The organism is Citreimonas salinaria (genome assembly GCF_900107235.1).
In the GTDB taxonomy this organism is placed as follows: Bacteria; Pseudomonadota; Alphaproteobacteria; order Rhodobacterales; family Rhodobacteraceae; genus Citreimonas; species Citreimonas salinaria.
Window position 1 is genome coordinate 23,517 of record NZ_FNPF01000011.1, and the last position, 26,060, is coordinate 49,576.

20 protein-coding genes are annotated in these 26,060 nt (G+C 67.2%); 9 read left to right on the top strand and 11 right to left on the bottom strand.

The window, feature by feature from the left end; translation table 11 throughout:
* Positions 1-163 precede the first annotated feature (163 nt).
* From BLW27_RS13590 to BLW27_RS13635, 10 genes are all read right to left on the bottom strand, one after another.
* Positions 164-1,126 carry a Gfo/Idh/MocA family protein gene (locus BLW27_RS13590; RefSeq protein ID WP_089883934.1) on the bottom strand — a complete coding sequence of 321 codons (963 nt, stop codon included), beginning with the start codon at positions 1,124-1,126 and terminating at the stop codon, positions 164-166.
* Between the two features lie 18 nt (positions 1,127-1,144).
* A complete protein-coding gene (locus tag BLW27_RS13595) occupies positions 1,145-1,930 on the bottom strand; it encodes an acetamidase/formamidase family protein (RefSeq protein ID WP_245710881.1) in 786 nt (261 codons plus the stop codon).
* A 282-nt stretch (positions 1,931-2,212) separates the two neighbouring features.
* The gene (locus tag BLW27_RS13600) at positions 2,213-3,319 is read right to left on the bottom strand and encodes a patatin-like phospholipase family protein (RefSeq protein ID WP_245710882.1); all 1,107 of its coding nucleotides are present in this window, start codon (positions 3,317-3,319) and stop codon (positions 2,213-2,215) included.
* Between the two features lie 175 nt (positions 3,320-3,494).
* On the bottom strand, positions 3,495-4,877 hold the full coding sequence (locus BLW27_RS13605; RefSeq protein WP_089883936.1) for a M20 family metallopeptidase: 1,383 nt from the start codon (positions 4,875-4,877) through the stop codon (positions 3,495-3,497).
* Positions 4,878-4,881: 4 nt separating this feature from the next.
* Positions 4,882-6,462, bottom strand: a complete 1,581-nt coding sequence (locus tag BLW27_RS13610) for a gamma-glutamyltransferase (RefSeq protein WP_089883937.1) — start codon at positions 6,460-6,462, stop codon at positions 4,882-4,884.
* Between the two features lie 4 nt (positions 6,463-6,466).
* Positions 6,467-7,462: an ABC transporter ATP-binding protein gene (locus BLW27_RS13615; RefSeq protein ID WP_089883938.1), complete on the bottom strand. Its 996-nt coding sequence runs from the start codon at positions 7,460-7,462 to the stop codon at positions 6,467-6,469.
* Positions 7,459-8,457 carry an ABC transporter ATP-binding protein gene (locus tag BLW27_RS13620; protein ID WP_089883939.1) on the bottom strand — a complete coding sequence of 333 codons (999 nt, stop codon included), beginning with the start codon at positions 8,455-8,457 and terminating at the stop codon, positions 7,459-7,461. The genes BLW27_RS13615 and BLW27_RS13620 overlap by 4 nt, the downstream gene beginning before the upstream one ends.
* Positions 8,458-8,460: 3 nt before the next feature.
* Positions 8,461-9,363, bottom strand: a complete 903-nt coding sequence (locus BLW27_RS13625) for an ABC transporter permease (protein WP_089883940.1) — start codon at positions 9,361-9,363, stop codon at positions 8,461-8,463.
* A 1-nt stretch (position 9,364) separates the two neighbouring features.
* The gene (locus tag BLW27_RS13630; protein ID WP_089883941.1) at positions 9,365-10,282 is read right to left on the bottom strand and encodes an ABC transporter permease; all 918 of its coding nucleotides are present in this window, start codon (positions 10,280-10,282) and stop codon (positions 9,365-9,367) included.
* 114 nt (positions 10,283-10,396) lie between these two features.
* The gene (locus tag BLW27_RS13635; protein ID WP_245710885.1) at positions 10,397-11,878 is read right to left on the bottom strand and encodes an ABC transporter substrate-binding protein; all 1,482 of its coding nucleotides are present in this window, start codon (positions 11,876-11,878) and stop codon (positions 10,397-10,399) included.
* Positions 11,879-12,071: 193 nt separating this feature from the next.
* Between BLW27_RS13635 and BLW27_RS13640 the strand changes: the two genes are divergently transcribed.
* The 5 genes from BLW27_RS13640 (at position 12,072) to BLW27_RS13660 (ending at position 17,099) form a co-directional block, all read left to right on the top strand.
* Positions 12,072-12,854: an IclR family transcriptional regulator gene (locus tag BLW27_RS13640; RefSeq protein WP_089883943.1), complete on the top strand. Its 783-nt coding sequence runs from the start codon at positions 12,072-12,074 to the stop codon at positions 12,852-12,854.
* Between the two features lie 153 nt (positions 12,855-13,007).
* Positions 13,008-13,988 (top strand): Bug family tripartite tricarboxylate transporter substrate binding protein, encoded by a 981-nt coding sequence (locus tag BLW27_RS13645; RefSeq protein WP_089883944.1) that lies wholly within the window; start codon positions 13,008-13,010, stop codon positions 13,986-13,988.
* A 7-nt stretch (positions 13,989-13,995) separates the two neighbouring features.
* On the top strand, positions 13,996-14,442 hold the full coding sequence (locus BLW27_RS13650) for a tripartite tricarboxylate transporter TctB family protein (protein ID WP_089883945.1): 447 nt from the start codon (positions 13,996-13,998) through the stop codon (positions 14,440-14,442).
* A gap of 4 nt (positions 14,443-14,446) precedes the next feature.
* Positions 14,447-15,949: a tripartite tricarboxylate transporter permease gene (locus BLW27_RS13655; RefSeq protein ID WP_089883946.1), complete on the top strand. Its 1,503-nt coding sequence runs from the start codon at positions 14,447-14,449 to the stop codon at positions 15,947-15,949.
* Between the two features lie 196 nt (positions 15,950-16,145).
* Positions 16,146-17,099 carry a YihY/virulence factor BrkB family protein gene (locus tag BLW27_RS13660; RefSeq protein WP_089883947.1) on the top strand — a complete coding sequence of 318 codons (954 nt, stop codon included), beginning with the start codon at positions 16,146-16,148 and terminating at the stop codon, positions 17,097-17,099.
* 73 nt (positions 17,100-17,172) lie between these two features.
* Here BLW27_RS13660 and BLW27_RS13665 read toward each other — a convergent pair whose 3' ends face one another.
* Entirely contained in the window at positions 17,173-18,204 is a 1,032-nt protein-coding gene (locus tag BLW27_RS13665; protein WP_089883948.1) for an AI-2E family transporter, read from the bottom strand.
* 247 nt (positions 18,205-18,451) lie between these two features.
* Between BLW27_RS13665 and BLW27_RS13670 the strand changes: the two genes are divergently transcribed.
* The 4 genes from BLW27_RS13670 (at position 18,452) to BLW27_RS13685 (ending at position 25,954) form a co-directional block, all read left to right on the top strand.
* Entirely contained in the window at positions 18,452-20,983 is a 2,532-nt protein-coding gene (locus tag BLW27_RS13670; protein ID WP_089883949.1) for a cation:proton antiporter, read from the top strand.
* Between the two features lie 318 nt (positions 20,984-21,301).
* Positions 21,302-22,567: a DEAD/DEAH box helicase gene (locus BLW27_RS13675; protein WP_089883950.1), complete on the top strand. Its 1,266-nt coding sequence runs from the start codon at positions 21,302-21,304 to the stop codon at positions 22,565-22,567.
* Positions 22,568-22,758: 191 nt separating this feature from the next.
* Complete coding sequence (locus tag BLW27_RS13680) at positions 22,759-23,466, top strand: haloacid dehalogenase type II (protein ID WP_089883951.1); 708 nt, start codon at positions 22,759-22,761, stop codon at positions 23,464-23,466.
* A 361-nt stretch (positions 23,467-23,827) separates the two neighbouring features.
* Positions 23,828-25,954, top strand: coding sequence for a CHASE domain-containing protein (locus BLW27_RS13685; protein ID WP_177177907.1), 2,127 nt, complete (start codon positions 23,828-23,830; stop codon positions 25,952-25,954).
* The last annotated feature ends 106 nt before the right edge of the window (positions 25,955-26,060 follow it).

The window sequence follows — 26,060 nt, forward strand, 5'->3', positions numbered from 1 at the left end:
TGCTGCTTCTGGCATCGGAGGTGCCCTGCCTTCAGGGTCGGGTTGCCGGCCTGACCATCCGCGGCCGCCGCCTGATCAGAGGTTGGCTTCCGAGCTTTGAAAAACCTGGGCTGCGTATCCGCCGTGCGCACTAGGCCGAAGCACCCCGTTCACATGCATCCTTTCAGCCCATTCCACGCAACATGGCCTCAACCAGTTGCTGCACCCGGAGCGCTTCCCGTGGGGATGCCAGCCGGTGAGGCTGGCCGGCGATGCAAAGCTGCAACTCGTCCAGCTGTGCTTTCAGGCTGGTCGCCCGGGGGTCTTCAGGGCGTGGGCGGATCTCGGAGAATGCGCCTCCGTCCGAAACGGCGTCGATGTAGAAATCGGTGATCCGTCGGCTTGTCCGCGTTCCCTTGATTGTCAGTTCCTGCCGGTCCGGAAGTGCACCGCCCACGCTCGCAAGAACGGTCACCGGACGGCCATCCGCTGTCAGAAGACGTGCCGCCATCTGCGTTTCGCTCAAGGCCGGGTCGGATGGGTACGAAGGGCGGGCCCATTCCACGGTAAGTGGGCCCAGCACACGTTCGGTGAAGAACAGGAAGTGCGAGACGACCTCTCGTGTCATTCCACCTTCGTCGCGATAGCGCAGCCAGTCCGCCGCCTGCTGCCATGCGCGCGGCCAAGCGCCGTAGGTCAGGATGATCTCGGCTCCTACAAGATCGCCCATCGCGCCGGATTCGGCGGCGGCCGAGACGTCCGCCAGCGCGTCGCCAGAGGCCTGCACGAAGTTCACCGCAGCCGGGACGCCCGAGGCTTCGAGACGTGCGACGAGATCCTCGCTCGCGTCGAGATCCACGCCAAGCGGCTTTTCCAGGAAGACGGCCTGCCCGGCCGCCGCAGCGGCAAGCGTGTAGGCCCGCCGCGGTCCGGGCGGGCAGGCCAGGTAAACGAGATCCGCGGCATCCATCGCGGCCTCGGCGCTTGGGGTCAGAACGGCGTCCGGGGCGATGGCCCGGGCGGCCGCACAGGCATCCGGATCAGGGTCCCAGAGTGTGACCGGGGAGAAGTCGTCGTGCCGGACCATGTGCTCCAACATGCGCCTGCCCATGATCCCCAGACCGATGATCGCCGTCTTCACCGTCATTTTTCGCTTCCTCGTCTTTCAGCGGTCCAGCAGAGCCTTGTTCAGCACCATGTGCACGCCCTTGGTGCCGTTGACGCATTGCGTAATGCGCAGGTCGGCGGCAAGCGAGCACAGCATGTAGGCGTCCTCGCGGCTCAGTCCGCGGCGCTCGGCGATCCAGTCGATCATGTCGCGCACGGCCCGCTCCGCGGCGCGGTCGAGGCTTTCGTGAAGGCCCATCGTAATCAGGTGATCCTGCGTTTCGGCACGTGGCGCAGCCAACGTCATGTCGTCCCGCGCGGTCAGACGGAACGTGCCGGTCAGGGCGGTTTCGATCGCGGTCACGCAGACCTCGCCGTCGCCCTGCGCCGCGTGGCCGTCTCCGGCCGAAAACAGTGCGCCTTCGGCGAAGACCGGCAGATACAGCGTTGCGCCGGGACCAAGCATCTTGTTGTCGAGGTTGCCGCCGTGGGCGCGGGGCTGGATCGTCGAGACCCGCCCCCAACCCGGTGGCGGAGCGACCCCCATGACCCCAAAGAATGGTGCCAGAGGCAGCGTCAGCCCCCAGGACAGGCGCGCGGTCATCGCATTGGTGTCGAGCGGGATGATCGTCGTGCGTCCGGTATCGAAATCCTCGGGCAGAGCACCGGCCAGCGGACGGATGATGTTCCACCCCCAGTCCTGCCGCAGCGCGACATCGAGGATGTCGACCTGCAAGACCATGCCCGGCAGCGCCCCGCGGATTGCCACCGGTCCTGTCAGGATATGCCCCGGAAGCATCCGCTCTGCGCGGGCGTGGATTTCGTGAATTTTCGTCCGGGACATGAAAGCCCGCATCCGCAGGTGGCAGCTGCGCAATAGCGCCCGAAACCGTATCGATCGTCACGGTATCGGCGCTGGTAATCTCGAGGGCCGGCGGCAAGGCCGCATCGAAATAGCCCCATGCGCAGGTCTCGAGGCTGGCTGTCAGGCGGTGGGTCATGGCATGTGCTTCCAGAGGATCAAAGGCTTCCGGTTATGGCGTTGGCGGCCTCGATTGCAAGCGGTGGTCTCGCTGCACCAAAGCGGCCCGTTGATCGCGGCCGCGTCTGGCGGATTTTCCGGGCTTCAGGTTTTCGCTTGCGGAGAGATGCCGGGATCGGAAAACCACGCATCCAGATCCAGTGACGAGCGGGTGCCGAGCGCATCGAAGTTCACGTTCAGCCAAGCCTCGGCCCAGCCACGCCCGCGCTCGAACAACAGGCTGAGATAGTTCCATTCGGCGTTCAACTTGCTCGAGGCCGACAGATCCTGGACCTCGGCATCGGCATGGATCAGGTGAAGGTAAGTTCGACCGGCCGGCCCTATGTCGAGTCCCTTGCCGTCGATCATCTGCTGCATCAAGTGGATCGCGCGCATTTCCTTGATCAGCGCGGTATTGAAGCTGATCTCGTTGACGCGGTTGATGATCTCCCGGGCGCTGCGCGGGGTCTCGTGGCGCACCACCGGGTTGATCTGGACGATCACGATGTCGGGGCTGGCCTCGCTCGTGACAAGCGGCATCAGGGCCGGATTGCCGCTGTAGCCGCCATCCCAATAATCTTCGCCGTCGATTTCGACCGCCCGGCTGATCTGCGGCAGGCAGGCCGATGCCATGACCGCATCCGCCGTGACCGCCCCTCGGGAGAATATCTTCGCTCGACCTGTTCGCACATGGGTCGCGGTGACGTGCACGGCGATGTCCCGGCACCGGTTCACGTTGGTGAAATCGACCTGCCGGTCGAGGATCATCCGCAGCGGGTCCACCCCCAGCGGATTGAGTTCGTAGGGCGAGAACAGCCGGGTGATCCCTTCCGCCAGCAAATAGCCGGGCGAAAGGTCCAGGCTGAAGTTCCCGGCTGCGCGATCCCACGGGCTGCGCTGGATCGGCGAGAACTGCGCAGCATCGCTGACAGCCTTCCAGAAATTGCGCAGGGCTGCGCGCGCGCCCTCGCGTCCGCCCCGCTCGTAGCCGTCGGCCAGGACCACGGCATTCATCGCCCCCGCGCTGGTGCCGCTGATGTCGGCAATCGACAAGCGGTCCTCTTCCAGCAGGCGGTCGAGCACGCCCCAGGTGAGCGCGCCATGCGATCCGCCGCCCTGAAGGGCGAGATTGACACGCTTGCCGTGTGGCTTGTCCACCATTGGTCGTACCGTTTGCTGCGACGCAGCATGGGCATAGGCATCTTGTGGCAACGGGTCAATCGTTGTGCAAAGACACCAACATCGGGCGCGGCGGCAAAGAGGCGATCCGCTTGACCCTCTCCGCGCCTGTTCTCGACGCCAGGAACGAGACTTGGGCTGCCGCCTTCGATTGCCTATTGGAACTGGGCCACGCCGGACATGCACGCAGGTTGGCAGGCGCGGGGCGTCAGGGCGTGCGACCCTCGCCCATATCCCAGAACAACCCGGCCATGATCTGCAAGGCATCGCGGCAGACCGGCTTTAGCACATGTTCGTTCGGCGCGTGCTGCGAGCATCCGCGATAGGAATGCGGCACCCAGACCGTGGGCAGGCCGAGGATGTCGGCGAAGCTGTCGTTGGGCAGCGATCCTGCCAGGTTGGGCAGGATGTGCGGCGCCCGCCCGGCGCTGCGCGTCAGGCTGTCGGCCACGAAGGCGACCCACGGGTGATCCGGGTCCAGCCGCGTGGCGCGGAAGAAACCGCGGTCGTGCGGTTCGATCCGCACCGCCTCGAACCCGTGCGCGTCGAGGTGGCGGCGCAGCGCGGGCAGGATGTCCTCGGGGTCGGTGCCGACGACGTAGCGCAGCTGACAGGTGGCGCGGGCATGGGCGGAAATGGCGTTCACCGGCGCCTCGGGCACGCCGCTTTTCATGGCGAGGACGGCGAAGCTGTTCCAGCCATAGGCGCGTTCGACCGGGGTCAGGTCCTCTTCGCCCCAGTCGGTGTCGATCGCGGGGCCGTCGGCACTGTCGATGGGCAGGCCGTCGAGTGCGGCGCACACCGTCGGCGTCAGGCTGTCGGGGCGCCATTCGGGGATGCGGATCTGGCCGCGCCTGTCGGTGATCGTCGCCAGCGCCTGCGCCAGGATCATCGCCGGATCGGCCAGCAGACCGCCCCAGTTGCCCGAGTGGTGCGCGCCGTCGCGCAGGTCCAGGATCAGGTCGAAGGACATCCCCCCGCGCGAGCCCATGAACATCGTCGGGGTGTCGGGCTGCAGGCGCGGGCCGTCCGAGGCGATCAGCACGTCCGCGGTCAGCCGGTCGCGATGCTCGGTGAAGAACTCGCGCAGGCCGGCCGAGCCCGTCTCCTCGCTCATCTCGATCACGATGCGGCAGTTGAAGCCCAGCGCGCCGCGCGTCTCCAGAACCGCCTCGAGGGCTGCGATGTTGATCAGGTGCTGGCCCTTGTTGTCTGCCGTGCCTCGGCCGTAGAGGCGATCGCCCTCCTCGACCAGCCGGAACGGGTGCAGCCCTTCGCGCCACTGGTCGGTCTGGGCGCGGATCACGTCGCCATGGCCGTAGGTCAGCATGGTCGGCAGGTCGTCGCCCTCGTGCCGTTCGCCGATCAGCAGGGGGCCGCCGCGCGGGTCGGGGTTGGCGTGGATCGAGCAGGTGAAGCCCATCGCCTTCAGCCGCGGCTCCATCGCCTCGGTCAGGTAGCGCATCAGCTCGGGCGCCTGGTCCGGGTCCTGGCTTTCGGATTCGAAGGCGACGAGGCCCGAGAGGTCCGACTGGAAGCGGCCGGTGTCGAAATAGGCGGTGATCGTGTCGATCGCGGTGTCGCGGCTCATGCTGTCAGCGTTCCTTCGTCATGTCTTCGGAAATGGCGTCGCCCCAGGGCGACATGATTTCGGTGCAGCCCGAGTTCCGGTTGCCGCGCCGCATCACACCCGCCGGGCAGGCGAAGGCATAGGGGAAGATCGTGCGCCGCGTTTCGGCCACCGGCTGGTTCTGGCGCAGGCGGTCCAGCACGTCCGTGGACAGGCTGTCGTCGGCGATCAGGGTGTCGCCGGACACGTCGATGCGCGGCTGGTGGAAGGCGCGGTCGAGGTCCATGCCGAAATCGGTCACGAAGGACGAAAGCTGCGCCACCGCGCCCAGGATCTTGCGCCCGCCCGAGGCGCCGAAGGCAAAGCGCCGGTCGCCCTGTTCGCCGATCACCGGGCAGACGTTCATCAGGCACCGCTTTCCCGGCCCCAGCGAGTTCGGCCGCCCCTGCACCGGATCGAACCACATGATCCCGTTGTTCATCAGGAACCCGGTCGAGGGCGACACGACGCGCGAGCCGAAGATCGACAGCAGCGTCTGGGTCTGGGCGACCATGTTGCCCTGCCGGTCCACGACCGAGAAATGCGTGGTGCAGCCGGGCGCTTGCGGGCTTTCGCCGGTATCGCCCATGCCTTCGAGCCTGCGGGCATAGGCGGTCTTGAGCGCATCGGCCATCGCGGCGTAGCTGTCGGGTCCGGGGGCATCGCCCATCGAGACGGTCTCCAGCCCGGCGAAGGCATCGCGGAAGGTCGGCCCCGCGGTGAGGCCGGGAACGACGTGGAAGCGCACGTCGCGGTAGTCGAAGGCCAGCGGATCGTGGAACTCGGCGCGGTAGGCGCGCAGGTCGTCCACGGAGAGGCTCCCGCCCTTGGCCTGCACGTCGGCGGCCATCGCGGCGCCGAGATCGCCGTCGTACAGCGTGCGCGCGCCGTGCCGCGCGATCTGGTCGAGGCTGTCGGCCATGCGCGACTGGTCCAGCCGCTTGTCGGCCAGCGCGGTCCAGCCGCTGATCATGGGCCATTGCCCGTCTTCGAGGAACAGCGCGGCCGCGTCGGAATCGTCGGCCAGTTGGCGGGTGCAGGACGCGATGACCAGCGAGGCGAACCAGTCCACCAGCATGCCGCGCTTCGCGTGGTCGATCGCTGGCGACAGAAGCTCGGCCCATGGCATCCGGCCAAAGCGCGCGTGCGCCTGCCCCAGCCCGTCGACGACGCCCGGCACCGCGATGGCGGTGGCGCCCTGCACGTTGCGGTCGTCCACCACATGCTCCCACGGGAACAGGTCGCTGGCGGCGCCCTGCCCGCTGAGCGGGTAATCCGCCGGGTCCAGTGCGGCGGGCGCGCGCATCCCGTGATTCAGCGCCAGCGCCCGGCCTTTGTCGGCCCGCCACAGCATCGTGGCGCCGCCGCCGGCGGGGCCGCTCATCCACGGCTCGAGCACGCCGATGACGAAGGACGTGGCCACGGCGGCATCGACCGCGTCGCCGCCCGCGGCCAGAACCTCGGCCCCGGCGACGGCGGCAAGGCGATGCTGTGCCGCGACGACGCCGTGCTCGGTCTCGATCACGGTCTTGCGGATCTGCATGCTGCGCGACAGGTTCAGGGACATGCGGTCATCCTTGCTCGTACATCGGGGTCTTGGGGTCGTGCAGGTGGCAGGCGACGTGACCGGCGGGAAGCTCGACCTGCCGCGGCGCGTCGGTCTTGCAGAACTCGGTCGCGCGCGGGCAGCGGGGGTGGAAATGGCAGCCCGGCGGCGGCGCGATCGGGTTCGGATAGGCCATGCCAAGCTGGGTGTCGGGCACGCCCATGCCCGGTTCCGGCGTCAGCACCGATTTCAGAAGCGCCTGCGTGTAGGGGTGGCGCGGCGCGTCGAACAGGCCGGCCACGGTGTTCTCCTCGACGATCCGGCCCAGGTACATGACCGCGACGCGTGTCGCGAGATGCTCGACCACCGCCAGGTCGTGGCTGATGAACAGGTAGGTCAGGCCGAATTCGCGCCGCAGGTCGCCCAGCAGGTTCAGGATCTGGCTTTGCACCGACACGTCCAGCGCCGAGGTCGGCTCGTCGCAGATCACCACCTCGGGCTTCATGATCAAGGCACGGGCAATGGCAACGCGCTGCCGCTGGCCGCCCGACATCTGGCTGGGATAGGTGTTCATCACCCGCGCGGGCAGGCCCACCACGTCCAGCATCTCGCGCACCTTGCGCTTGCGGTCGTCTTCGTCCCCGATGCCGTGCACGCGCAGCGGCAACGAGATGACGTCGTAGATGCTCTTGCGCGGGTTGAGCGACGAATACGGGTCCTGAAAGATCGGCTGGATGCGCCGCGCCAGCGCCAGTCGTCCCTGGGCCGAGATATCCTCGCCATCCACCAGCACCTGCCCGGCGGTAGGCTTTTCCAGCCCCAGCAGGATCTTGGCCAGCGTGGACTTGCCACAGCCGGATTCGCCCACGAGGCCCAGAACCTCGCCCCGGCCCAGTTGCAGCGACACGTCGTTGACGGCCGTCAGCGGTTTGACCGCGCCGAACAGGCCCTGCTTGACGCGGTAGGTCTTGGAGACGCCGGACAGTTCCAGAACCGGGCTTTGCGTCACGGTGTCCTTCATGCGGTCAGCTCCTTCTCGGAGTGGCGCTTGCCGTCCGGGAAAATGCAGCGGAAGGCGTGCTCGCCATCCTGCCGTTTGGGGATCGCGCCGCGGCATTCCATCACCGCATGGGGGCAGCGGGTGCGGAACACGCAGCCCTCGACCTCGCCCACCAGCGACGGGACGATGCCCGGGATGGTGCCCAGCTGGCTGCCGCGCGCGGTCTTGCCGGGCAGCGGGATGCAGCGCAGCAAGCCGCGCGTGTAGGGGTGCGACGGCGCGTTGAAGATGTCGCCCACGGGGCCGGTCTCGACCAGCTCGCCCGCGTACATCACGGCCACCTTGTCAGCGACCCGCGCCACGACGCCCAGATCGTGCGTGATCAGGATCATCGCCATGTTCATCTCGCGGCCGAGATCGTAGAGCAGCCGCAGGATCTGGGCCTGGATGGTCACGTCCAGCGCGGTCGTCGGCTCGTCCGCGATGATAAGTTCGGGCTCGCACATCAGCGCCATCGCGATCATCACCCGCTGGCGCAACCCGCCCGAGAGCTGGTGCGGATACTGCGACAACCGGCTTTCGGCGGCGGTGATGCCGACCTTTTCGAGCAGCTCGACCGCCCGGGCGCGGGCCGCCTGGCGCGAGACCTTGCGGTGCAGCAGCAGCGCCTCGACCAGTTGATCGCCGATCGTGTAAGCCGGGTTGAGCGAGGTCATCGGCTCCTGGAAGATCATCGCCATCCGGTCGCCCCGCAGCGCGCGCATCCGCCGGGTGCTGGCGGTGGTCAGCTCGGTCCCGTCGAAGGTCATGCGGTCGGCGCTGCGCTTGATGCCCTTGCCCAGCAGGCCCATCAGTGCCAGCGAGGTCAGCGACTTGCCCGACCCGCTTTCGCCGACGATGCACAGCGTCTCGCCGCGCTTGAGGTCGAAGTCGATGCCGCGTACCGCGTGCAGGGTGCCGCTGCCGGTGGGGATGTCCAGCGTCAGGTTGCGGACGTCCAGAAGAGGTTCGCTCATCGGTCAGCTCCGGTTTTCGGGGGCGGTGACGTCGCGCAGGCCGTCGCCCATCAGGTTGATCGCCAGAACCAGCACGAACAGCACGGCGCCGGGGATCAGCACCAGCCAGGGTTCGAACAGCATCATGTTCTTGCCCTCGGATACCATCAGGCCCCAGCTGGGCGTCGGCGGCTGCACGCCCAGCCCGAGGAAGGACAGCGCGGCCTCCAGCAGAATGGCATGGGCCATTTCCAGCGTGACCACCACGATCAGGTTGTTGGCGATGTTGGGCATGATCTCGGACAGCAGGATGCGCGGCGTCGATGCCCCGATCACCTGCGCGGCGGCCACGTATTCGCGCCGGCGCACCTGCATGGTCGAGGCGCGCATAACCACGGCGAAGCGGTCCCACAGCAGCAGGCCCAGAACCACGATCACCACCTCGAGCGAGCCACCGAGGATCGCCACGACCGCCAGCGCGACCAGCACGACCGGCATCGCCAGCCGCACGTTGATCAGGAAGGTCACGACCGCGTCGACCTTGCCGCCGAAATAGCCCGCCGCCACGCCCATCGCTGTGCCGATAAGGCCCGAGATCAGCGCAGCCACCGCGCCGATCAGAAGCGAGACGCGCGCGCCGTAGATCAGTCGCGACAGGTAGTCCCGGCCCAGGTGGTCGGTACCCAAAGGATGCTCCCACGTGCCGCCCATGAAGACCGGCGGCTCCATCCGGGTCATCAGGCTTTGGGCGTAGGGATCGTGCGGCGCCAGCAGGGGCGCGAAGATCGCCACCAGCGTCAGCAGGACGACGACGGCCAGCCCGATCAGCAGGCCCTGGTGCCCGAATACCCGCTTGCGCAGCATCTGGCCGGGGGTGGGGCCGGTGATCTCGTCCAGCAGGCGGTCATGGGATGTCACGTCAGCCATGTCAGCCGGTCCTCATGCGGGGATCCAGCCAGGCGTTCAGCACATCGGCCAGAAAGGTGAAGACGATGTAGAACATCGAGAAGATCAGGATCAGCGCCTGCACGGTGGGCAGATCGTTGCGCGCGATGCTCTCCCACGCGAGGTAGCCCGCCCCGTGCAGGGCGAAGATCGACTCGACCACGATCGACCCGCCCAGCATGAAGCCCATCTGCACGGCCGCAAGGCTGACGACGGGGATGATCGCGTTGCGCAGGGCGTGGCGGAACAGCACGCGGCGTTCGTTGGCGCCCTTGGCGCGCGCAGTGCGAATGTAGTCGGACGACAGCACGTCCAGCATCCCCGCGCGGGTCAGGCGCATGATCGCGGGCATCGCGTAGTAGCCCAGCACGATCGTCGGCATGATGAAATGCTCCCACGATGCGGTTCCCGAGGGCGGCAGCCAGCCAAGCTGGATGGCGAAGACCACGATCAGGATCAGGCCGAACCAGAAGCTGGGCATGGCCTGCCCGGCGACCGAGACGAACAGCGCGATCCGGTCGACCAGCGAGTTGGGACGGATCGCCGCGACAACCCCCAGCGGCACCGCCGTCAGCAGCGCGAAGGTGATGCCGCAGACGCCCAGGGTCATCGTCACGCTCAGCCGCTCGGCGATGAGCGACGAGACCGGCAGGCGGAAATAGTAGCTTTCGCCGAAATCCCCGCGCAGCGCGGCGGTCAGCCATTCGGCGTATTGCACCAGCATCGGGCGGTCGAACCCGTAAAGGCGGCGCACCGCCTCGATGTCCTCGCCGCTGGCGGTCTCGCCGGCGAGCGCGGCGGCGGGGTCGCCCGACAGGAACAGCAGGCTGAAGCTGATGAAGGACACCGTGAAGGCCACCAGAACGGCAAGCCCGAGGCGTTTGAGAATGAATTGAAGCACGGGGGTTCACCTTGGATCTGCGCCGCGCGTCGGAAACGCGCGGCGGCGGGCCTGGGTGGGAATTAACGGATCAGCCAATAGGCGGGGACGCTTGGCACCCCCGCCTTGTGAAGCTCAGTTCCAGGACATCGTGGTGAAGCGCAGCACCTCGTCCGCCGTCGGGGTATATTCAACCTCTTTCGTCGAGACGTAGTTGGTGTTGTACGAGAACATCGGCGCCCAGAAGGCTTGCTCGGTGATCCGCTCGATCGCCTTCGAGTAGTTCTCCTTGCGGACCTCGGGGTCGGTCGCGCTGTCGGCGATGTTCAGATACTCGAGCGTCTGGTCGTCGCGCGCGTCGTCCAGCGAGCCGTGCTTGAAGAACTGGCTGATCATGGCCGACGCGTCGTTGACAGAGTAGCTGCCCCAGGTCTGGAACGAGATCGGCGTCTCGCCCTTCATGTTCAGCTCGCGCAGGGCCGAGTACTGGAGCATCTTGAAGTTGGTGTCGATGCCGACCGCGTTAAGGTAGCTGGCGATCGCCTCGGCATAGGCGCGGTCGCGGTAGGCGTAGAAGTCGGTGGTGAAGCCGTCGGGATAGCCCGCCTCGGCCAGCAGCTCCTTGGCCTTTTCGGGGTCGTAGTCGTACGACACTGCGGCGTCGCTGTCACAGCCGAACTGGCTGGGGAAGCACGGCGTCGAGATAACCTGCGACTGGCCCTGCAGCAGCGCGTCGACCAGCTCCTGCCGGTTGATCGCGTGGTTCACGGCGCGGCGTACGCGGACATCGGTAAAGGGGGTCTCGCCCGACCGGCCCGATGCGTCCATCGCCAGGTAGCCGACGCGCATCGTGGATTCGTTCGACACGGTGAACTGGTCCATCTGCGCCAGCTTCTCGGCCTGGTCCGCCGGCACCTGCCAGATGAGGTCGAGTGTGCCGCTGAAAAGTTCGGCCATCTGGGTGTTCACGTCGGGAATGGTACGGATGTCGACGTGCTCGATCGACGGCTGGCCCTTGGGGCTGTCGTGGTAGTCATCGTATTTTTCCAGCACGAAATGCTGGCCCGGCGTCACGTCGACCGCCTTGTAGGGGCCGGTGCCCACGGGTTTCAGGCCCATGCCCTCGGGGCCGGCCTCGGCGTAGTAGTCGCTTGGATAGATCGACACGGGGCCGGACAGGAATTCGATGGCGGCCGGGAACTTGGCCTTCAGGTTGATCCGCACGGTGTAGTCGTCGATCTTCTCGGCCGACTTCATCCAGTTGACGTTGCGCTGCGTCTTCACGCCGCTGGCCTCGTCCGCGACGAAGTTGACGGTGTAGACCACGTCGTCGGCGGTGAAGTCCGACCCGTCGTGGAATTTCACGCCCTCGCGCAGCTTGAACTCGATCGTGGTGTCGTCGATCCACTCCCAGTCGGTCGCGAGGTTGCCGTGATACTCGTTGGTGACCGGGTCGCGGTAGATCAGCCCGTCCCAGATGGCGCGCTGCAAGACCACGCCTTCGCGCGACGAGTTGAAGTAGCTGTCGACGTTCTCCAGCTCCTTGGTGAAGGCGACACGCAGCGTGTCGTTGGCCTTGTCGGCCCAGGCTGCGCCCGTTGCCGCGACAAGGGCCATGCCCGCGATGGTCGATTTGAGGACCGTCATTTTCATTGTCAGCTCCCTGGTCTTGCGGACCGAGGCCCGCAGCGTTTTGCCGAAGCAAGTATCACTATTTAATTCTTGATATTGCTATATGGTTAGTAAAGTCTCTGTTCACCGCGGTCGTCAAGGCTAGATTCACGGGTTCGGGAAACGGCGGAGCAATCGCTTGGAAAAGAAGCAGAATACGTTGTACGTCGGCTCGCTGGCGAAGGGGCTTCGGCTGCTGCGGGCCTTCGACGAAAGCCATACCGAGCTGTCGCTGGTCGAACTGACTGAGCGCACCGGGCTGGACAAGAGCGCGGTCCAGCGGCTGGCCAACACGCTGCATGTCGAGGGCATGCTCGACAAGAACCCGGTCACGCGACGGTTCCGGCCGTCGCATGCGTGGCTGGAGCTGGCATATGCCTACTACTGGTCCGACCAGTTGGTAGGGCAGGCGATCCCGAAGCTGATCGACCTGTCCCAGTCCCTCGGCGAGACGGTGAATCTCGCCGAGTTGTCGGGCGACCACATCATATATGTCAGCCGCTTGCCCTGCCAGCGCACCTACTTCGCGGCCACCGTCATCGGCCGCCGGCTGCCCGCGCTGTCCACCTCTGCCGGGCGCGCGATGATCGCCACCTTTCCGGCGGAGGAGCGTGAAGAGGCGATACGGACCTGGCCGCTGAAGAAATTCACCACGCGTACCACGATGGACCGCGACGTGATCCGCCGAAGCATAGAGGAGGCGGTCGCCAAGGGTTACGCCATCTCGTCGGGGCAGATGATCCTGTCGGAAATCGGCGTGGCCTGTCCCATCGCCGGGCCGGGCGGGCGCGCCGTCGCAGCCGTGCAATGCTCGGTCTCGGCGCATACCTGGACCTACGAGCAGGTCGAGGCCGAGATAATTCCCCGCCTTCAGGATACGGCCAACGCCATCTCGCCCGCATTGCCGGCGCATCGCGGATGATCCCGTGACGCGCAATCGAGGCAAGGCCGGTCTCGCCACCCGGACCCGGGCGGGTAACCGGGCTCTCAGGCGCTGCCCAGCGGAACTTTGCAGCCATTGCCCTATGCCCGGAAGTAGTGTTCGTTGCTCGGATAAAAGGAGGAGACACTGCCCATGACCAACCGCATCACAGGCCGCGCCGCGCTCGGCTGTGCGCTGGCTCTTGTTGCCGCGCCCGCCTTCGCCCAGGACAGCTGGCCCTCCGGCCCGCTCCACGTCTATGTCGGCTTCCCCGCGGGCTCGTCGCCCGACACGCTGGCCCGCATCATCACCGACCCGCTGGCCGAGCGTCTGGGCCAGCCCATCGTGATCGAGAACCGTCCTGGGGCGGGTGGCGTGATCGGTATCCAGCAGATGCTGGCCAATACCGGCGAGGATGATCTGACCTTCGGCACGACGATCAACGGGCCGCTCACCACGGCGTCGCGGATGATGGGCGACACCGGCTTCGACGTCGAGGAGGACATCGAGCCTGTCACGCTGATCGCCACCTCGCCCCTGGTGCTTGCCGTCTCGACCGAGTCCGGCATCGAGGACCTGGAAGCGTTCGTCGAGGCCGCCGGCGCCGAGGCCGACGCCATCGCCTACGGCTCCGTCGGTCAGGGTTCCGGCTCGCACCTGACGGCGGAGCTTTTCGCCGACGAGGCGGGCGTCGACATGCTGCACATTCCCTTCACCAGCTATGCCGAGGTCACGACCTCGATCATGGGCGGCGAGATCGATGCGGGCTTCATGGCGCCTTCGGCCGCGATGCCCCATGTCGAGGGCGGCAACATGCGGATGCTCGGGATCACCTCGTCCGAACCGTTTGCCCAGGCGCCCGATGTTCCCGTGATCGCCGGTCAGGCGGGCATGCCCCAGGATTTCCGGGCCGAGCTCTGGAACGGGTTCATCGCCCCCGCGGGCACCGATCCCGCCGTGCTCGAGCGCCTGAACACCGAGATCAACGAGATCCTCGCCGAGCCGTCGGTACAGGAGCAGCTTCTGGCCATCGGCTGGCAGGCGGCCCCCGGCACGGCGCAGGAGATGGAAGATCGCATCGCCGCCGATACCGAGATGTGGGGTGGCGTGATCGACCGCATCGAGGCGCAGTAACGCGACGATGCGGCGGGACTGGGCCGACATCTTTGGTGGCTTTGCGCTCGCCTCGATCGGTGTCGCGGCGACGGGTTGGGCCTGGGTCCATTACGACCTGGGCTCGCTCAGGCAGATGGGCCCCGGCGCCTTTCCCGTGGCGCTTGGCCTCATGCTGACGGCTTTCGGGCTGATCGTGGCGGTGCCCGGCCTGCGCCGGGCGGGCGCCGCGATGTCCTTCGAGCCTTGGGCTGCCCTCGCCGTGCTGGCCGCGATCCTTGTCTTCGGGCTGGGGTTGCGGCCGCTCGGGCTGGTGCTCGCGTCCTTCGCCGGCGTGCTGGTCGCGTCCCTGCCGGCGCCGCATCGCGGCTGGGCATGGCGGCTCTGCCTAGCGGCTATTGTGACAGTGCTGACCCTGCTGGTGTTCCGCGCGGGGCTGAACATGTCGCTGCCTCTCTGGCCCCGCGGGCTCTGAGAGCATGGGAACCTGGGAAGGACTTCTGACCGGGCTGAGCTTTGCCTTGCAGCCGGGCGTGCTGATCTACTGCCTGCTGGGCGTTCTTTTGGGGACCTTCGTCGGCGTTCTGCCGGGGATCGGGGCGATGGCGGCGATTTCGCTGCTGCTGCCGATCACCTACTACATCTCGGCCGAGGCCGCGCTCATCATGTTGGCGGGGGTCTATTACGGCGCGCAGTATGGCGGCGCAGTCGCGTCGATCCTGATGCGGCTGCCGGGCACGCCCCAATCCGCAGTCACGGCGCTGGACGGCTATCCGATGGCGCGCGAAGGCCGCGCGGGGCCCGCGCTGTTCGCCGCAATGGTGTCGTCCTTCGCCGGCTCGATCATCGGCATCGTGGTGCTGGTGATGCTCGCCGGGTGGCTGTCGCGCATCGCCGTGGCGTTCGGTGCGGCGGACTATGCCGCCATGATGGTGCTCGGGCTGGTCGCGGCGTCGACCATCGGCAGCGCCAAGCCGGCCAAGGGATTCGCCATGATCGTCCTCGGCATGCTTCTGGGCTGCATCGGCACCGACGTGAACTCGGGAGCCATGCGCTACACGTTCGGGCAGACCGAGCTGCTCGACGGCGTGAACCTCGTGGCGCTGGCGATGGGCCTTTTTGGCGTGGCCGAGGTGATCGGCAACGTCCGCGACCCGGAGCGGCAGGCGGTCGCCCGCCGAATCGGGTTCCGCCAGCTGGCGCCCACGCGTGATGACCTGAAGCGGATGGCTTTCCCCACGTTGCGCGGCAGCGGGCTGGGCAGCTTCTTCGGCGCCCTGCCGGGCACGGGGTCGACCTTGTCGTCCTTCCTGAGCTACGCGATGGAGCGGCGCATCGCGCGCCGTCCCGACCGCTTCGGCCAAGGCGCGATAGAGGGCGTGGCCGGGCCGGAAGCCGCCAACAACTCGGCCTCGATCACCGCCTTCGTACCCACCCTGACGCTGGGCATTCCCGGCGACCCGATCATGGCGCTGATGCTGGGTGCGCTGGTCATCCACGGCGTGCAGCCGGGCCCCATGATGCTGGACGCGCGGCCCGAAATGTTCTGGGGCCTCGTCGCCAGCTTCGGGATCGGCAACCTGCTGCTCCTGATCCTGAACCTGCCGCTCATCGGCATCTGGGTCGCGCTGCTGCGCATCCCGTTCCGCTGGCTCTATCCCGCGATCCTGATCTTCATCTGCCTAGGCGTCTATTCGGTGCGCGGCCTGACCTACGACATTGTGTCCGTCGCGGTGATCGGCCTCGCGGGGTATCTTCTTGCGCTTGCCCGGTTCAGCCCGGCGCTCCTCCTTCTCGGCTTCGTCCTCGGACCCCTGATCGAGACGAACGTGCGTCGCGCCCTGCTGATCAGCCGAGGGGATCCAATGGTGTTCATCGAGCGCCCGATCTCGGCTGCATTCGTTGTGGCGATCGCGTGTCTGCTGGTCTTGTCCGCTGTGCAGGTGGTTCAGCGGCGGCGCAAAGGCGTGCCGGTCGACTGAAAGGCTCATTCCAGCGTTTTCGAGCGCGATTTCGTATCTGCCGCGGTTTCCAGCCGTCGACGACGTGCCGTGCGCGGCCTCCCAGAGGTCTGCCCGCGCGTATCGACCGGGAGCCTTCGACCCTTGGAAGCGCGTCGCTATGCAACCCGGCGGCGCCTTCGGGGTTTGTCGCCCAGGTAGGATCAAGGAGCTAGGCATGGCGCAAACTTCGAACCGGGGCCGCGGCGCGGAGCGGCCGCAGGACATTCCACGGCCGGGGTGGAGAGACGTTCTGCTGCGCGTGAAGGACGAGCTCACGGCGGACCATGTCTCGATCGTCTCGGCGGGCGTGGCGTTTTTCGGTCTGCTGGCGATCTTCCCGGCCATCGCGGCGCTGATCTCGATCGCGGGGCTGATCCTCGACCCGGCGGCGATCGAACAGCAATTGGCATCCGTCGCCGGCGTCCTTCCCGCAGACGCCGCACAGATCATCGAGAGCCAGGCCCGCGAGGTCGCCTCGAACGCGGGTGCGGGCATCGGGCTGGCCGCGGCAGGCGGCATCCTGTTCTCGCTCTACTCCGCGTCGAAGGGCATGAAATCGCTCATCGAGGGCATGAACATCGCCTACGACGAGGAGGAAAGCCGCGGTTTCATCGCGTTGAACGTCATCGCGCTGGCGCTGACGCTGTTCCTGATCGTCGGCGTCCTGATCGCCTTCGGCGCGACGCTGGCGGCCCCTGCGCTACTGGGCCAGATGGGCCTGTCGCAAGGTGCGCAAACCGCCGTGACCTACGGACGCTGGCCCCTGCTGGCGATCCTGGCGATCTTCGGCTTGGCGGTCGTCTATCGTTACGGGCCGTCGCGCGAACACCCGCAATGGCGTTGGATAAGCCCCGGCGCGGTGGTGGCGACCGTCATCTGGCTTATCGGGTCGATCCTGTTCTCGATCTACGTCCGCAACTTCGGCAGCTACAACGAATCCTATGGCGCCCTTGGCGGTGTGATCATCCTTCTGACGTGGCTGTGGCTGTCGGGGTTCATCGTGCTGCTCGGAGCCGAACTCAACTCGGAGATGGAGCACCAGACCGGCAAGGACACGACGACCGGCAAGCCGCTCCCGAAAGGCGAACGCGGGGCCGTGAAGGCCGACACGATCGGCCGGACACCCTGAAGTCTCTCGGCATGGCCGCAAAGCCGGATCAAATGCCGCGGAAGCGTCGGGCGGCCGCTCTGCGGCGGGACCGTCAGACCTTTCCGCTGGCCGACAGCAGCACCGCGATTGGGCGGGTCATCTTTATCTCCGCCAGCACCAGCACCAGGCTTGCCGTCATCGGCACCGCCAGCAGCGCGCCGGGAAGGCCCCATAGTGTGCTCCAGCAGGCGAGGGCAAGAAGCACCACGAACGGGCTGAGGTTGAAGGCGCGCCCCATCATCCGTGGTTCGAGATAGGCGCCGATGAAGATCTGCGCCGCGGACAGGCTGACCATGACGACGCCCGCCATCCAGAACGTGCCGAACTGCGCGAGGCTCAGCAGGACCGGGAACAGCACGCCCAAGAGCGAGCCGAAATAGGGGATGTAATTGAGAAAGGCGATCAGCACCGCCCAGAACAGCGCGAACTCGATCCCCAGAACCAGCATGATCGCGAACGACGCCCCCCCCAGGATGATGTTCACGACCGTCTTGACAAACAGGTAGTCGCCGATCCGCTCGTTGATGCGCGCCAGCAGTGACAGGGCGCGCTGACCGGGCTCCTCGCCGCCCATCGCGATCACGACCTTGCGCGCCATGAGCCCGCGTTCCGCCATGAAGAAGCTGGCATACAGCACCACCAGGAACAGCGTCACGCCGAAGCCCTGAAGCGACAGCAGCGCAGGGGCAACCCAGCTTCGCAGGTCGATCCGGTCCAGCGTGGCGCGGCGCAGGTTTTCCCACGTCGGCTCGTCCTCGATGCGCAGCAGGCTTGCGACCCGGGTGATGACCGCCTCCAGATTGGTTTCGTACCGCGGCAGGGCGGAAAAGACCTGCGCGACGTTGTTGATGACGAGGATGAACAGCAGGACCGTCCCGATGGTGAAGGCCAGCAGGATCGCCGTGCGGCGGGCCCAGGGCGGCAGACGCCCGGCCACTGGCAGTTTGCGCATGCTGGCCGCCGCGGTCAAAAGCACGTAGACCGAGATTACGGCAGCGAGCACCGGCAGCAACACCGGCTTGCCGATCCAAAGCAGCCAGCCCAGCATCAGGGTCAGCGCAGTCCCGTACGTTGCGTTCCGCATTCTAGTTTCCGATCGCCCCGCCCGGCTTCCTTCGAATAACGTCCTGCCCCGAGCCCCGCGTGTCTGGCAAAGACGGACCGTGGAAGCCGCGGGCGGACGCCCCCGGCGTTTATAGAATCCGCCGGTCGCGAAGGCGACGCCCTTTTCGGCGCTGTCCGCGCCGTGGCGGGCATGGAAGGAGCCCCGGCGCGCAAATGTGCATGCGCGAGCGATTTCCCGTGCCTGAACTTCCAGCTATTGCAGGATCATGGACATCGTTCTCATCACCACCGTCATCGCCTCGCTTTTCCTCGTCATCGGCGCGGCCGAGCCGCTGGCCGCGCGGTTGCGACTGCCGTTCAGCGTGATCCTCGCGGTGCTCGGCGTCCTGATCGGCGTCGCGGCGATCTTCTTCCTGCGGACCGAGCTGACGGACGCGCTGAACCCCGTGGCCGAGGCGATCCTGGGGCTGCCGATCCGGTCGAACGTCTTCCTGTACGTTTTCCTGCCGACCCTGCTGTTCCAGGCGACGCTGGGGATGAACCTGCGCCGGATGCTGGACGACTGGGTGCCGATCCTGGTGCTGGCGGTCGTCGCGGTGGTCGTGGCGACGCTGAGTGTCGGCTATGCGTTGTCCTGGGCCAGTTCGCTGCCGCTCGCGGCGTGCCTGCTGATCGGCGCGATCGTGTCCACGACCGACCCGTCGGCGGTGGTCTCGATCTTCCGATCGATCTCGGCCCCGCGCAGGCTGGCGCGGATCATCGAGGGCGAAAGCCTGCTGAACGACGCCGCCGCCATCGCGCTGTTCGGCCTGTTCATGGGATTCGTCATGCTCGGCATCCCCGACCCGCAGCTGGGTGACGCGCTGGCGCGATTCCCGCTGCTGATCGCCGGGGGCGCCTTCACCGGCTGGCTGGCGGCGCGGTTCGCGGTCTGGGTCATGGCCATGTTCGCGCGGCATGAACTGGCGCAGATCTCGATCTCGGTCGCGTTGCCCTACCTTGCATACATCATCGCCGAGCAAAGCATCGGCGCGTCGGGCGTGATCGCGGTCGTCGCGGCCGGGCTGACGCTGAACCTGGCGGGGCCGGGGCGCCTGCCGCCGCAATCCTGGGCTAACCTGCGCGAGATCTGGGACGTCCTGGCGCATTGGGCCGGGGCGCTGATCTTCATTCTCGCGGCGCTGCTGATCCCGCGGCTGCTGGAGGATGCTCGGGTTGGAGACTTCCTGTTAGTTGGCGTGGTGATCCTGGCCGCGGTGGCGGCGCGTGCGGTGATCCTGTTCGTCCTGCTGCCGCTGCTGGCGAGGCTGCGGCTGTCGCCGCCGGTCGAGCGGCCATACCGCGCGGCGATCCTGTGGGGCGGCCTGCGCGGGGCGGTGACGCTGGCGCTGGCGCTGGCGGTGACCGAAAGCTTCCGGGTGCCCGACGGTATCCAGCGCGTGGTGGGTATTCTCGCCACCGGCTTCACGCTGTTCACGCTGATCGTGCAGGGCACGACGCTGCGCTGGATGATCGGCCGCTTGGGGCTGGATCGGTTGTCGCCGCTGGACGAGGCGCTGTCGCGGCAGGTGGTCGCTGTGGCGCTTCAAACCGTGCGCGAGGACGTGGCGCGCACCACCGAGAACTACGAGCTTGGCCACGACATCGTACGCTCCGAGGCCAAGCGCTTCGGCGACCGATTGGGCGCTGCGGTGAAATCGGCAGAGGACAGCGCCGACATCCTGGACCGCGACCGGATCACGCTGGGGCTGATCGCGCTCGCGGGGCACGAGCGCGACAGCATCCTTGCGCGGGTCCGCGAGCGCACGATCTCGTCGCGCATGGCCGAACGGGTGCTGTCGGACGCGGATCGGCTGATCGAGGGAGCGCGCGCGAACGGGCGCAGCGGGTATCAGCGCGCGGCACGACGCAGCGTCGCCTATGGCCGCGCCTTCCGCGCAGCGCTTCTGCTGCACAACCGCCTGGGGCTTTCGCGGCCGCTGGTGCAGCTGACAGCCGACCGGTTCGAGGCGCTGCTGTCGCAGCGGCTGGTCCTGCGTGACCTCGGCGCCTTCATCGACGGGCGCATCCGCCGCATTCACGGAAAGCGCGTGGCCGAGCTGCTGCACGACCTGCTTGCCCGCCGCGTCGAGGCGGTCGAGACCGCGCTGGAGGGACTGCGCCTGCAATATCCAGGCTACGCCGATGAGCTGGAACGCCGCTTCATCCGGCGCACGGCGCTGCGGCTGGAGGAACGCGAATACGCGGCCATGCGTGATGACGGCCTTGTAGGGGCCGAGGTCTACGCCGCGCTGACGCAGGATCTGGACGCGCGCCGCGCCGCGGCCGAGGAGCGCCCGCGCCTGGACATCACGCTGCGCCGGCCCGACCTCGTGCGGCAATTCCCGCTGTTCGCCGAGCTTGACGATGCTGTGCTCAAGCGCCTCGGCCGGGCGCTGGAAACGCGCTACGTCAATGCGGGCGAGATCATCGTCCGCAAGGAGACTGCCGCGAGAAGCGCGTATTTTATCGCCTCGGGCGCGGTCGAGCTGGAAAGCGCCGGTCAAAGTTGGCGGCTGGGCCGCGGCGAGATGTTCGGCCAGATGGCGATCCTGCTGAACAGGGCGCCCCGCACCGAGGTGCGCGCCATCGCGCCGTCGACACTGCTGATCCTCGACGAGACGCGCTTTCGCCGACTCGTGCGCCGCAGCAAGGCGCTGCGCGACGCGGTGCGCGCCAGCGCGGAAAAGCGCGGGATCGCGCCCGAGGATCTGTTCGCGGAATTCGCCGAAACCGCAGGGTCCGACAAGGCGTACTAGGTCGGTCTCTCGGCGCCCGCACCCGCCCCGCCGACACGCGCCTCCTGACCCGCGGCTGACCCCGGCGTCATTTCCCTTGACCTAAGGGCCGCGATGCCCCACATGAGCGGTGTCGCTGCGCTGCCGCGTGAGCATGCCGCGCCCCAAGGGGCCATCAGCGCACACCTTTTTCAGTTCCCCATCACGCAGGGTTCCTGACGCGACGGCCAGACGGCCCGGGACACACCCGGTCGTCCAGAGGTCCCGCGAACCCTCATGGGGCTGCGTGCCACGCAGCCTTGCAACGGGCCGCATCCGTGCGGTCATGAAGGATAACGCTTGTTCGATTTCGACATGCTCGGCCTTGCGCCGACACTCTCCGCGGCGCTGAAGCGCGCCAACCTCAATGAACCCACCCCGATCCAGAACCAGGCGATTCCGCTGGCCCTGGAAGGGCACGACATCCTGGGCCTCGCCCAGACCGGCACCGGCAAGACGCTGGCCTTCGGCCTTCCGCTCATCGACCACCTGCTGGCCCAGTCCAGCAAGCCCGCGCCCAAGACTGCACGGTCGCTGGTGCTGGCCCCGACGCGCGAGCTGGTCAACCAGATCGCCGACAACCTGCGGCCCTTGGCCGAAGGCACGAAGCTGCGCGTCGTTACCGTGGTCGGCGGCCAGTCGATCAACCGCCAGATCAACGCGCTGCTGAAGGGCACCGACGTTCTGGTCGCCACTCCGGGCCGGCTGATGGACCTGATGGACCGCGGCGCGGTCGACCTGAGCACCGTGCGCCACCTGGTGCTGGACGAGGCCGACCAGATGCTGGACCTCGGCTTCATCCACGCGCTGCGCAAGATCGCGCCCAAGCTGGGTACGCCGCGCCAGACCATGCTGTTCTCGGCCACCATGCCGAAGCAGATGGAAGAACTGTCGCGCGCGTATCTCAAGGATCCGCGCCGCGTGCAGGTCGCCCCTCCGGGCAAGGCCGCCGACAAGGTCGTCCAGTCCGTGCAGTTCGTGCCTCAGGCCGACAAGCCCGCGCGCCTGCGCGAGATCCTGTCGAACGACCCCGAGGCGCTGACGCTCGTCTTCTCGCGCACGAAGCATGGTGCGGAGAAGCTGATGAAGGGGCTGGTCGCCGATGGTTTCAACGCCGCCTCGATCCACGGCAATAAAAGCCAGGGCCAGCGTGACCGAGCGATCAAGGCCTTCAAGTCGGGCGAGACCAACATCCTGGTCGCCACCGACGTCGCCGCGCGCGGGATCGACATCCCGGGCGTGTCATACGTGATCAACTACGACCTGCCGGAAGTGGCCGAGAACTACGTCCACCGCATCGGCCGGACCGCCCGCGCCGGGCGCGAGGGCGAGGCGATCGCGCTGTGCGCGGCGGACGAGGTCGACCTGCTGGTCCAGATCGAGAAGCTGATGAAGACCGAGCTTCCGGTCGCCCGCGGCACCCGTCCCGAACCCGAGCGTAACGCGCGCCGCGGCAAGGGCGGCGGCGGTGGCGGCCGAGGACGTGGCGCCCCGAGCAAGCCCAAGGCGGCGCACGGGCAGGCACCGGCACGCAGCGGCCGCCCCCGTCGGCGCCGCGCAGCCTGACCATGAAGCGGCCCCCGGTGTTCCGGGGGCCGCTTTCGTTCGCGGGGTCTGCCTCCTCCGGTTTCCGCGTCACACGGAACCGCGGCTTGCGTCGACGGTAGAATAGTTGAAGCTCAAAAAACCGGCCCTGGCGTGGTTTGACCGCGCACTGCGTCCGGTGGGCCCGCCTGCGACCGCAACAGGAGTGATCCATGTCCGAACCGCGCAACCCTTCCATCCTTGTCTTCGACGTCAACGAGACGCTGCTCGATCTCACGACGCTCGAGCCGGTCTTCGGCCGGATCTTCGCAGATGCGCACGTCATGCGAGACTGGTTCGCGCAGGTGATCCTATACTCCGAAGCGATGACCTTGTCGGGACTCTACGCACCCTTCAGTGAACTGGCTGGCCCCGCGCTGCGCATGGTTGCCGAAACCCGGGGTATCGAGATATCGGACGCGGATGTCGACGACCTGAAGGCGCACATCGCGACGATGCCGGCACTGCCCGACGTGGCGCCGGCGCTCGAAAAGCTGCGCGACGCGGGGTTCCGGCTGGTGACGCTCACCAATTCGGCTCCCGGCCCGGCGCCGACCCCGCTGGAGCGCGCCGGGCTGGCGGTGTTCTTCGACCGGTCGTTCAGCGTGCACGAGGTCGGCCGCTTCAAGCCCGCGCCGGAATGCTATCGCCTCGTGTCAGACGAACTGCGAGTCGAGCCGCAGGACCTTTGCATGATCGCCTGCCACCATTGGGACGTTTTGGGCGCGCAGGCCGTCGGCTGCGCCGGCGCATTCGTCCGGCGTCCGGGCAACGCGGTGCTGTCGGTGGCGGACATGCGGCAGCCTGACATCACCGCCGACGGCATGGACGCCCTGGCCGACAGGATCATCGCGCAATGGGGCAGGGGCAGCATCGCCTGAAATCGCAGTCCGGTAGCCCCTGACGAGATACCACTCAGGCGGACCCGGCGGCCGATTCGGAGTGCGACGGTGCCGAGCACGCGTCGATGCGACCAGCTCTGGCACAATTTCTCTAGCGGCCCCCGACGCTTGGCCGCTATGGTGCCTTGGCCTACGAAACGCTTGTTTCGCGACTGCGGCGCTTCATACTGGCCCGCGACATGTTGCGGTTGTGCCTCCTCAGCCTCCCGATCCGGAGCCTATGCACCGCGTATCGGCCGGCGTCTCGCACGGGCATCGCTCCGTGACGGCCGAGGCTTGGGATCACCCCGCCCGGCCAAGCGCGATATACTGGCTGTTTGCACTCCTGTTCGTCACTGTCATGACACTGATTGCGACCCTCTACGTCTGGTACGAGCGGCGGGTCGAGGCTCTGGTCGAAATGGAGGCAGCCTACAGCGAACTGGAACTGGCCCTTTCCAGCGTCGCGCTGCGCCTGTCGGCCATGGCCTCGGTCATCGAGCGCGCCGATCGTATGACGCCGACCGACTTCGCCGCCATATTCGAAGAAACTGCCGAAGCGACCAGCCGTCGGCATGAGCGCGCTATCGCGCTGATCCCGCATTTTCCCGACGGCACGCTGGCGGATGTGAACAGTCTGACCGCCGCGCTGGCACCCGCCTATCGCGGCGCCGGTTATCCGGATTTCAAGGTATTCCCGCCATATGGCGGCGGGCCGCTGATGCCGGTAATCATGGCCGAACCGGCCGGCGCGCGGGCAGGTGTCGTCGGCTTCAACTTCGGGTCGAGCCCGCCGCGCTACGCGGCCGCGCGCCGGGCGATGGAAACTGGGGCGACGACAATGAGCGCGCCGGTCGTTCTATCCCAGGACGAGCCGTCGGCTCCGGCGAGCTTCCTGCTGGTCCACCCCCATTCGACGGTCCGCTCCGGCCCCGGTACGGAGATTCCGGCCGGCGTGATCGCGGCCGGACTGACGCCGGAATCCCTGTTCGGCTATCACGTTCCCCTGTTCGACTACATCGACCTCACGGTGACGATCGGGATCGCCGAAGGCGCGCCGCTTGTGGTCGATCTGGACCCCGGATCGACGCCCGGCGCGATTCCCCTGCTGAGCGACCGACGCTTCGCCGATATCGATCTGCCGGGCTTCAGCGTACCGTTCGGCGCCTCGGCGGCGCTGCGGCCGCGCCCGATCGATCTTGTTCCGCCGCTTTTCGCGATCGCGTCGTCGATCCTGCTGCTGGCGCTGATCGCGCGGCAAATCGGCCAGCGCGATCGCCAGCGTCTGGCGCTGGAGCGCGCGCTGGCACGCAAGGAGATCGAGCTGCGCGCCGTCGAGGAAACCCGCTCGCGCGCGGTACGGCTCGAGGCGCTGGGTCGGCTCGTGGGCGGCGTCGCGCACGACTTCAACAACATCCTCAGTGTCGTGATGGGCAACCTCGAACTGATGGCGAACACCTCCCCGGAGGAGCGGCCCCAGCTGGAAAGCGATGCGCTGTCCGCGGCCCGGCGCGGCGCCTACCTGACCAAGCAGTTGCTGGCCTATGGGCGGCGCTCGCATCTGAGGCCGGTGGACCTGGACGTCGCGGCGGCGCTGCGCGAAGCGGCGCAGATGCTGCGCCGCGTGCTGCCGGAATCGATCGAGCTTACGTCCAGCAGCGAGCGCGCGCTGTGGCACAGCCGGGTCGACCCCGACGGGCTGCAGAATGCGTTGCTCAACCTGTCGCTGAATGCCCGCGACGCCATGGGTGGTCGCGGTTCGTTGCGCATCGAAGCGGCGAACCTGCGCATCACAGGCGAGGACAGCCCCGAACGGCCGCGCGAAGAACTGGTTCCGGGGCGCTACGTCTCGATCTCGGTCACCGACGACGGGTCGGGTATGGATGCGGCAACCATGGACCGCGCCTTCGATCCGTTCTTCACCACCAAGCACATGACCGAAGGGTCGGGGATGGGGCTGCCGTCGGTCCTGGGCTTCTGCAAGCAATCGGGCGGCACCTGCCGCCTGTCCAGCGAGCCCGGCGTGGGCACCACCGCACAGATCCTGCTGCCAGCCATCGCGCCGGTTCAACGGGAAACCGCCACTGCGGCAGGCGCAGGCGACGCCGCCGGGACCGGATCGATCCTTCTGGCCGAGGATGAGCAGGCTGTAGGCCGCGTGATGATGCGTCAGCTTGAACAGGCCGGTTTCGCCGTAACCCTGGTTGGGTCGGGCGACGAGGCGCTGGCCCTCCTCGAGGGCGGGGCCCGCTTTGATCTGCTGATCACCGATATCGTCATGGGCGGCAATGTGCAGGGGCCGGACCTCGCCCTGCGGGTCGAGCGCGACTTTCCGAAGATGCCGGTCGTTCTGGTGTCAGGCTACCCGCGCGAAGCTTCGCTGATTGGCAGCGGCGATGTACTGTCGCGGCACCAGCTGCTGTCCAAGCCAGTGCCCCGCGCCCTACTGATCGCCAAGGCGAAGGAGGCGATCGGCCGCGCGCCGTGAGGCCGACTTGACGAAGACTTTTTGCGAATAAGTCGCAACTTGTTGACTCTTGCGAGCGACTTTCAATATCAACTGAGAGTGAACCTGCCGAAGGAGGCCCGACGTG